2 protein-coding genes are annotated in these 1,278 nt (G+C 40.1%); one reads left to right on the forward strand and one right to left on the reverse strand.

Annotated features, from left to right (window positions below):
- Nucleotides 1-246, reverse strand: a 246-nt coding sequence (gene fur, locus CXF78_RS00850; protein WP_102035716.1) for a ferric iron uptake transcriptional regulator, incomplete at its 3' end; no start/stop codon positions are given.
- Between the two features lie 358 nt (nt 247-604).
- Between fur and cobB the strand changes: the two genes are divergently transcribed.
- Nucleotides 605-1,278: Sir2 family NAD+-dependent deacetylase (cobB, locus tag CXF78_RS00855; protein WP_102035715.1), on the forward strand; the 674-nt coding region annotated here is incomplete at its 3' end.

Consider the following 1,278-nt stretch of genomic DNA (forward strand, 5'->3'; position numbering starts at 1 on the left):
CATTTCAAACACCGCTTTACCACTTTCAAAATGATGACGATTTAGAATGCCCGCATCATCGAACTGGTTTAAGACTCTGTATACAGTTGCAAGGCCAATTTCCTCGCCTATTTCGAGTAACTTCTTATATAAGTCTTCTGCACTGATATGCTGGTTATCTGGGGATTGCATCAGTTCTAGAATTTTAACTCGCGGCAGGGTTATTTTTAATCCGGCTTTTTTGAGTGCTTGATTTCCATCTGTCATTGCTAATCTCTTGATTGCAGAACCAATCGGTTCATCGGTGGATATTCTAATCATTATATGTCTTGAGTCTAAAAACATAAACCTCTTAAGCTGCTTTATCAACCTATATAGAGGATATTTAGTAAAACAGTCACTTAAGCTGATAGTATTTGTTATGGATCGCACAATAAGCTTACTTATACTAAGGGATTATTGTGCCTATTCTGTTATCCGATATCATTATCAATCCTATAACATGAATTTTATGTGAATTTTTAGACCGTCTAATGACAACATTTTGTAACCTGGGCACTTATTTTTGATATGGTATTAAAAGTCATTACATTCTATCTTACATCATCACAATAAAGGACAAACAATGTACCGGCAAATTGTAGTGCTGACCGGCGCAGGTATTTCAGCTGAGTCGGGTATGAGCACATTTAGAGATCAGCATGGCTTGTGGGAACAGCATCATATTGAAGATGTTGCTACTCCTGAAGGCTATGCAAGAGATATAGAATTAGTTGAGCGTTTTTATAATAGCCGCTGGCAACAATTACACAGTGATGATGTCATTCCCAATGCTGCACATTTAGCGCTAGCGAAACTTGAAACAGAATTTACAGGTGAATTGCTAGTAATAACCCAAAATGTTGATGATTTACACGAGCGTGCGGGGTCTAAACGATTACTGCATATGCACGGTGAATTAGCAAAAGGTCGATGCCCACAATCGCTACAAACCTTTGTATTACGTGAACCTTTCGGTGTTGATAATTGCTGCACCTGTTGCATACCCGGGAAACGCCTGCGGCCACATATTGTGTGGTTTGGTGAAATGCCTTTTGGTATGGACAGAATTCACGATGCCTTAGATCACTGTGACTTATTTATTGCGATTGGTACATCGGGTACGGTTTACCCTGCGGCAGGTTTTGTCGATAGTGCGAATCACCACGGTGCTCAAACCGTGGAGGTTAATCTGGATCCTGCAGACCGTCATAGCCAGTTTCAATATCATTTTACCGGTAAAGCGGGTGCTATCTTACC

Source organism: Shewanella sp. 11B5, from assembly GCF_002836795.1.
GTDB lineage: Bacteria > Pseudomonadota > Gammaproteobacteria > Enterobacterales > Shewanellaceae > Shewanella > Shewanella frigidimarina.